Genomic DNA, 6,052 nt, shown 5'->3' with positions numbered 1-6,052 from the left:
ATGGGGGGTGGGGGCTGGGTGTCGGGGTAGAATGTTTTCGGGGGGGAGGGGGGGGGGGGGGGGGGGCCTGGGGCCCAAGGAAGGGGGGGGGGTCCCCGGGGGGCCTGTTCGGGGGGGCCCTCGCCGTGCCTGCTGGGCGCGAGCGTCAGACGTTCGACGCGACGTTGCCGAAGGCGGGGTTCAGGACGCCGATGACGTTGGCCGACAGGCCCGAGACGTTCACCGGGACGTGGACCGGGACCTCGGCGTGGTTGCCGGAGGCGACGCCCGGGGACATGGTGGCGGCGCCGTCGGCGTTCGCGTCGGCGAAGGCCGCTCCGGCGGACGCGCCCGAGGCGATGCCGGCGACGGCGACGGCCAGAACGGCCTTCTTGGCGATGCTCATGAGAAAAGTTCCTCCAGATGTACGGTTCGCCCCCGAACCGCGGAGGCGCACGCTGCGAAACGCGTGGGCCGCGGGGACGACACGGGGTGGGACCGCGATGCGCCCGATCTGGTCAATAAGCCGACCATGACACCAATGGGTGAGTGCGGGGTGGGGCGGGCGGCGGAGCGGCGGGTACGCCGTACGTACTGCTGCGGGTGGGTCAAAAAACGGAGCGGCCCCCCGGGGTGCACCCGGGGGGCCGACGGTCCTGAGGACCCTGAGCCTGTGTCAGCCGTTGAAGCCGTGGTTCCCGAAGGCCGGGTTGAGGGCGCCGATGACCGACACGGTGTTGCCCACGGCGTTGACCGGGATGTGGACCGGGACCTGGACCAGGTTGCCCGAGCCGACGCCCGGGGACTTCACGGCCTTGCCGTCGGCGTGCGCACCGTCAGTGGCAGAGGCGAGACCGGCACCGGCGGCGACGAGCCCACCGGCGACGAGGGTGACAGCCGCGGCCTTCTTCAGGTTCTTCACTTCTAGTCCTCCTTGCGATCACCGCGGCCAGCCGCCGCAGCATGCACTGGAGAACGCGGCAGGGCCCGACAGGATGCGCCATTCGGATGACATCCACACGACGGTATGAATCTCACACCGGAGGGGAACCGCCGCCTTGCCGTGCGTGATGCGGTCCGGTAGTGCGCCGGAGCGCGCGTGGTCAGCCCGCGACGCCGTGTCGCACGGCCCAGAGTGCGGCCTGGGTGCGGTCCGCGAGATCGAGCTTCATCAGGATGTTCGACACATGGGTCTTCACGGTCTTCTCGGAGAGGACCAGGGCGCGGGCGATCTCCCGGTTCGAACGGCCGTCCGCGATCAGGCCGAGCACTTCGCGCTCCCGCTCGGTGAGGGAACCGCCCCTGCCCTGCCCGCTGTTGGTCTCCTCCTGGGAGAGCAGGGCGCCCGCCACCTCGGGCTGGAGCAGGATGTGGCCCGCGTGGACGGAGCGGATGGCGCCGGCCAGGGCGTCGGGGTCGACGTCCTTGTACACGTAACCGGCGGCTCCGGCGCGCAGCGCGGGGACGACCGTGCGCTGCTCGGTGAAGCTGGTGACGATGAGGACCTTGGCCGGATTGGCCAGCTCGCGGAGCTTGCGGAGGGCCTCGACGCCGTCCATGCCCGGCATCTTGACGTCCATGAGCACGACGTCGGGCCGCAGCTCCTCGGCGCGGGCGACTCCTTCGGCGCCGTCGGCCGCCTCGCCGACGACCTCGATGTCGTCCTGGACCTCCAGGAACGTGCGCAGGCCCCGGCGGACGACCTGGTGGTCGTCGACCAGCAGGACCTTGATCGCGTCAGCCACCGGGGACCTCCATCTCGATCGTGGTGCCCTTGCCGGGCTCCGATTCCACTGTGAGCCGGCCGCCGGCTCCGCTCGCCCTGTCCCGCATGGAGACCAGGCCCAGATGGCGTCCCGCCCGGCGTATGCCCTGCGGATCGAAGCCCGAGCCGTCGTCGGTGACGCGGAGCAGTGCGCCCGCGCCGTGCTTGTGGAGCGTCACCTCGACCCGTGCGGCTCCGGAGTGCCGCAGGGCGTTGTGCAGTGCTTCCTGGGCGACGCGCAGCATCGCCTCCTCCTGGGCGGCGGGCAGGGCGCGGATGCCGCCGGTCTCGAAGGTGACGTGGGCGCCGTGGGCCCGGTCGAGGACCTGGATCTGGGTGCGGAGCGTGGCCACCAGGCCGTCCTCGTCGAGGGCGGCGGGGCGCAGCTCCACCACGGCCGCGCGCAGTTCCTCGGTCGCCTCCGCCGCCAGCTCCACGACGTGCTGCAACTCGTCCTTGGCGCGGTCGGGGTCGCGGTCCACGAGCTTGGCAGCGGCCTGCGCCGTCAGGCGCAGCGAGAAGAGCTTCTGGCTGACCGCGTCGTGCAGTTCGTGGGCCAGGCGGGAGCGCTCCTCGGCGATGGTGAGCTCGCGGCTGCGCTCGTACAGGCGGGCGTTCGTCAGGGCGATCGCGGCGTGCTGGGCGAGGATGCCGAGCAAGTCCTCGTCCTCCTGTGTGAAGCCGCAGCTTCCTTCGGGCTTCGGGCACTTCTTGTTCGCGAGGAACAGGGCGCCGATCGTCTCGTCGCCGTCCTTGACGGGCAGGCCGAGGAAGTCGGACATGTCGGGGTGGGCGGAGGGCCAGCCCTCGAAGCGGGGGTCCTCGCGGACGTCGGCGAGGCGCTCGGTGCGAGCCTCGCGCAGCATCGCGGCGAGGATGCCGTGCTGGCGCGGCAGGGGGCCGATGGCCTTCCACTGCGCGTCGCTGACGCCGTCGACGACGAACTGGGCGAAGCCGCCGTGGTCGTCGGGCACGCCGAGTGCCGCGTACTCGGCGTCGAGCAGCTCGCGCGCCGAGGCGACGATCGTCTTGAGGACGTCGCGCACCTCGAGGTGCCTGCTCATGGCCAGGAGTGCGGCGCTCACCGCCCCGAGGCCAGTCCGTGGACCGTGACTCATGACCCAACCGTACCGGTGGGGTGTGACAGTCCGTATCGGACCTGTGGCGGCTTCCGCCTAGGGCTGTGGGCGTAGGGCGAAGGGCCCCGGTGCGTCGCGACCCGCGCCGGAGGTGCCTGGTCCCCCGCCGTTCCTACGTTGGGAGCAGGACGCAGGATTGCCGGAGCAAGGGGACGATTGTCATGGCAGTAGCGATCATCACGGGGGCGTCGCGGGGGTTGGGCCGGGCGCTGGCGACCGTGCTGGCCGAGCGGGGCTGGGACCTCGTCCTGGACGCGCGGAACGCGGCACCGCTGGAGGAGACCGCGGTGCGGCTCGCGGCGCACGGCGGGAAGGTGCGGGCCGTGCCGGGCGATGTGACGGACGGCGGTCACCGGGCCGGGCTGATCGCCGCGGCCCGGGAGCTGGGCGGGCTCGACCTGCTGGTGAACAACGCGAGCGTGCTGGGGGTGGAGCCGCTGGTGACATTGGAGGAGCTGCCGGTCGAGGCGTTCCGCCGGGCGCTGGAGGTCAATGTGGTGGCGCCGCTGGCGCTGCTCCAAGAGGCGCTGCCGCTGCTGCGGCGGGCGCCGGCCGGTGCCGTCGTGAACCTGTCGTCGGACGCGGCCACGGAGGCGTACCGCACCTGGGGCGGCTACGGGGCGACGAAGGCGGCGCTCGACCAGCTGTCGGCCGTTCTGGCCGTGGAGGAGCCGGAGCTGCGCGTCTGGGCGGTCGATCCGGGTGGGATGCGTACGGACATGCTGGCGGCGGCCGAGCCGGACGAGGATCTCAGCGAGGTGCCGCGGCCCGAGGACGTCGTGCCCGCCTTTCTGCGTCTGCTCGATGAGCGGCCCGCCGGCGGCCGGTACGCGGCGCCTTCTCTGCTGGAGGTGCGATGACACTCGCGCTGCGGGTCCCGGAGGAACTGCTGGCGCGGGTCCCGGCCGAGCAGCGGGGGCCTGGCCGGGACAGATCTTCGGTACGGATGCTGGTGTCGCGCGGGACGGCGGTGGCCCATCACCGCTTCGCGGAGCTGCCGGACGTCCTGCGGGCCGGGGATCTGCTCGTCGTCAACACCTCCCCCACGCTGGCGGCCGCCGTGGACGGAACGCTCGGCCACGCGCGCGTGGTCGTGCATTTCTCGACGCGGGGCGACGGCGGGCGCTGGGCGGTCGAGCTGCGGGAGCCGGACGGGCGGGGCACCACGGGCCCGCGCGCGGGTGGGCCCGCAGGATCGGTCGTGGCGCTCGCCGACGGCGTGCGCCTGGTGTACGAGGAGCCTGTCGCGGCGGGCAGCGAGCGGCTGTGGTGGGTCCGGGCGAGCGGGGACGTGCCGGGCCTGCTGCGGGAGCGCGGGCGGCCGATCCGCTACTCCTACACGGAGCGGGACCAGCCGCTGTCCGTGTACCAGACCGTGTTCGCACTGCCGTACGCGAACGGGGCGGGCAGCGCCGAGATGCCGAGTGCGGCGCGGCCGTTCACGGACCGTGTCGTGGCGCGGCTGGTGAGCCGGGGCGTGCAGTTCGCGCCGATCACGCTGCATACAGGGGTGGCGTCCGCGGAGTCGCACGAGCCGCCCTATGGCGAGCGTTTCGAGGTGCCCGAGGCGTCGGCCCGGCTCATCAACGCGGCGCGGGCAGGGGGCGGGCGGGTCGTCGCGGTGGGGACCACCGCGGTGCGGGCCGTCGAGTCCGCCGCGGGCGACGACGGTGTGGTGCGGGCGGCGCGCGGCTGGACGGAGCTGGTCGTGACGCCGGAGCGTGGGGTGCGGGTGGTGGACGGGCTGTTCACCGGGCTGCACGAGCCGGAGGCGTCCCATCTGCTGATGCTGGAGGCGATCGCGGGGCGGGCGGCCGTGAGCCGTACGTACGAGGAGGCGCTGCGGGGGCTCTACCTCTGGCACGAGTTCGGGGACGTCCACCTCATCCTCCCGGAGGAGAAGCCTCACCCTGTGCGTTGCGACAGCAACTTTGCGTGAAACGGCAACGCTCCGGATGTGACCCCGCACATAGGGCACAGGTCACGTACGAAGGGCTTTAGTGGAACGGCAGAGGACTTAAGTCCCGAGGCGGGGCGGGGGCTGGGGGTCGGGAGCGGGCTCCCGGCCCCCTTTTTTCGCGCCCCGGTCCACTACCCGGCTTCGTACGTCACACCTTTGCCACGGTTTTTTGCGGCCGCTAAGAATGGCCACCGTCGCTCAGCGCCGCGGGGTTGTACCCGCGGCGTTCGTGTCCCAAACACGGCATCCGTATCGCGGACCGGTGGGCGGCTTCCGTTCTTCGAGAGGTCCCCGTCTCCATGTCCAGGCACCGCACCTTCGGCCATAGTCCGCTGACCCGCACCCACAAGCTCTCGGTGGCGGGTGTCGCCGCGCTCGGCGCCGCCGCCCTCGCGGCCACGCTGGTGCCGGGGCACGACACGCAGGCATCGGCGCAGGACGAGACCGTGGCCGCCGCTCCGGTCGCCTTCAGCACGAACGCCGGCGCCCAGCAGATCAAGTCCGTGCAGGCCGGTGTCGCCCACCAGCAGGCCGCCGCCGACGCGCAGGCCAAGGCCGCCGCCGCGAAGAAGGCCGCCGACGAGAAGGCGCAGGCCGAGGCGAAGGCCAAGGCCGACGCCGAGGCGAAGGCCAAGAAGGAGCGCGAGGCGAAGGCGGCCGCGAGCCGGTCCACCCAGCGCACCGCCACGGTGACGCAGGCGGCCGCTCCGACGTACGCCAACAACCTCGACGGCTGGATCCGTCAGTCGCTGGACATCATGAAGTCCAAGGGCATTCCGGGCAGCTACGACGGCCTGTACCGCAACATCATGCGGGAGTCGACGGGCAACCCGAACGCCGTCAACGGCTACGACGTCAACGCCCAGAACGGCACGCCGTCGATCGGCCTGCTCCAGGTCATCCAGCCGACGTTCTCCGCGTACCACGTGTCGGGTACGTCCGCGAACATCTACGACCCGGTCGCCAACATCACGGCCGCCGCGAACTACGCGGCCGACAAGTACGGCTCGATCGACAACGTGAACAGCGCGTACTGAGACCCGTTGCCGGGACCTCCGGGTCCGGAACACGCTGACCCCCACGGCAGAGAAGGGGGGGGAACCCCCAAAGAGGTGGCCCCTCTCTTTTCTTTCCTGTGGGTCCCCCGCCCATCACCTCCGTATGACCCCGTGGCCCGGGTGGTACGACCATCCGGACCCCCCCAAACCA

Annotated in this window: 7 protein-coding genes; 3 read left to right on the top strand and 4 right to left on the bottom strand. The window is 72.0% G+C overall.

Translation table 11 applies throughout. The annotated features are described in order from the left end of the window. Positions 1 to 145: 145 nt before the first annotated feature. The 4 genes from ACFVDP_RS41510 to ACFVDP_RS41495 form a co-directional block, all read right to left on the bottom strand. Positions 146 to 385 (bottom strand): chaplin, encoded by a 240-nt coding sequence (locus ACFVDP_RS41510; protein ID WP_383502282.1) that lies wholly within the window; start codon positions 383 to 385, stop codon positions 146 to 148. 270 nt (positions 386 to 655) lie between these two features. Continuing rightward, positions 656 to 901 (bottom strand): chaplin, encoded by a 246-nt coding sequence (locus ACFVDP_RS41505; RefSeq protein WP_361546879.1) that lies wholly within the window; start codon positions 899 to 901, stop codon positions 656 to 658. A 181-nt stretch (positions 902 to 1,082) separates the two neighbouring features. After that, positions 1,083 to 1,724, bottom strand: a complete 642-nt coding sequence (locus tag ACFVDP_RS41500; RefSeq protein ID WP_383502279.1) for a response regulator — start codon at positions 1,722 to 1,724, stop codon at positions 1,083 to 1,085. After that, a complete protein-coding gene (locus tag ACFVDP_RS41495; RefSeq protein WP_383502276.1) occupies positions 1,717 to 2,862 on the bottom strand; it encodes a GAF domain-containing sensor histidine kinase in 1,146 nt (381 codons plus the stop codon). Before ACFVDP_RS41495 ends, ACFVDP_RS41500 begins: the two co-directional genes overlap by 8 nt. 182 nt (positions 2,863 to 3,044) lie before the next feature. Here ACFVDP_RS41495 and ACFVDP_RS41490 point away from each other — a divergent pair, with 182 nt between their 5' ends. The 3 genes from ACFVDP_RS41490 to ACFVDP_RS41480 all read left to right on the top strand — a co-directional run bounded on the left by ACFVDP_RS41490 (position 3,045) and on the right by ACFVDP_RS41480 (position 5,880). Continuing rightward, a complete protein-coding gene (locus tag ACFVDP_RS41490; protein WP_383502273.1) occupies positions 3,045 to 3,743 on the top strand; it encodes an SDR family NAD(P)-dependent oxidoreductase in 699 nt (232 codons plus the stop codon). Continuing rightward, positions 3,740 to 4,822: an S-adenosylmethionine:tRNA ribosyltransferase-isomerase gene (locus tag ACFVDP_RS41485; protein ID WP_383502270.1), complete on the top strand. Its 1,083-nt coding sequence runs from the start codon at positions 3,740 to 3,742 to the stop codon at positions 4,820 to 4,822. Before ACFVDP_RS41490 ends, ACFVDP_RS41485 begins: the two co-directional genes overlap by 4 nt. 320 nt (positions 4,823 to 5,142) lie before the next feature. After that, on the top strand, positions 5,143 to 5,880 hold the full coding sequence (locus ACFVDP_RS41480; RefSeq protein ID WP_383502267.1) for a transglycosylase SLT domain-containing protein: 738 nt from the start codon (positions 5,143 to 5,145) through the stop codon (positions 5,878 to 5,880). The last annotated feature ends 172 nt before the right edge of the window (positions 5,881 to 6,052 follow it).

The sequence above is a fragment of the Streptomyces sp. NPDC057694 genome (genome assembly GCF_042799415.1).
Classification (GTDB): Bacteria; Actinomycetota; Actinomycetes; order Streptomycetales; family Streptomycetaceae; genus Streptomyces.
This window is presented reverse-complemented; position numbering and strand designations above follow the sequence as displayed.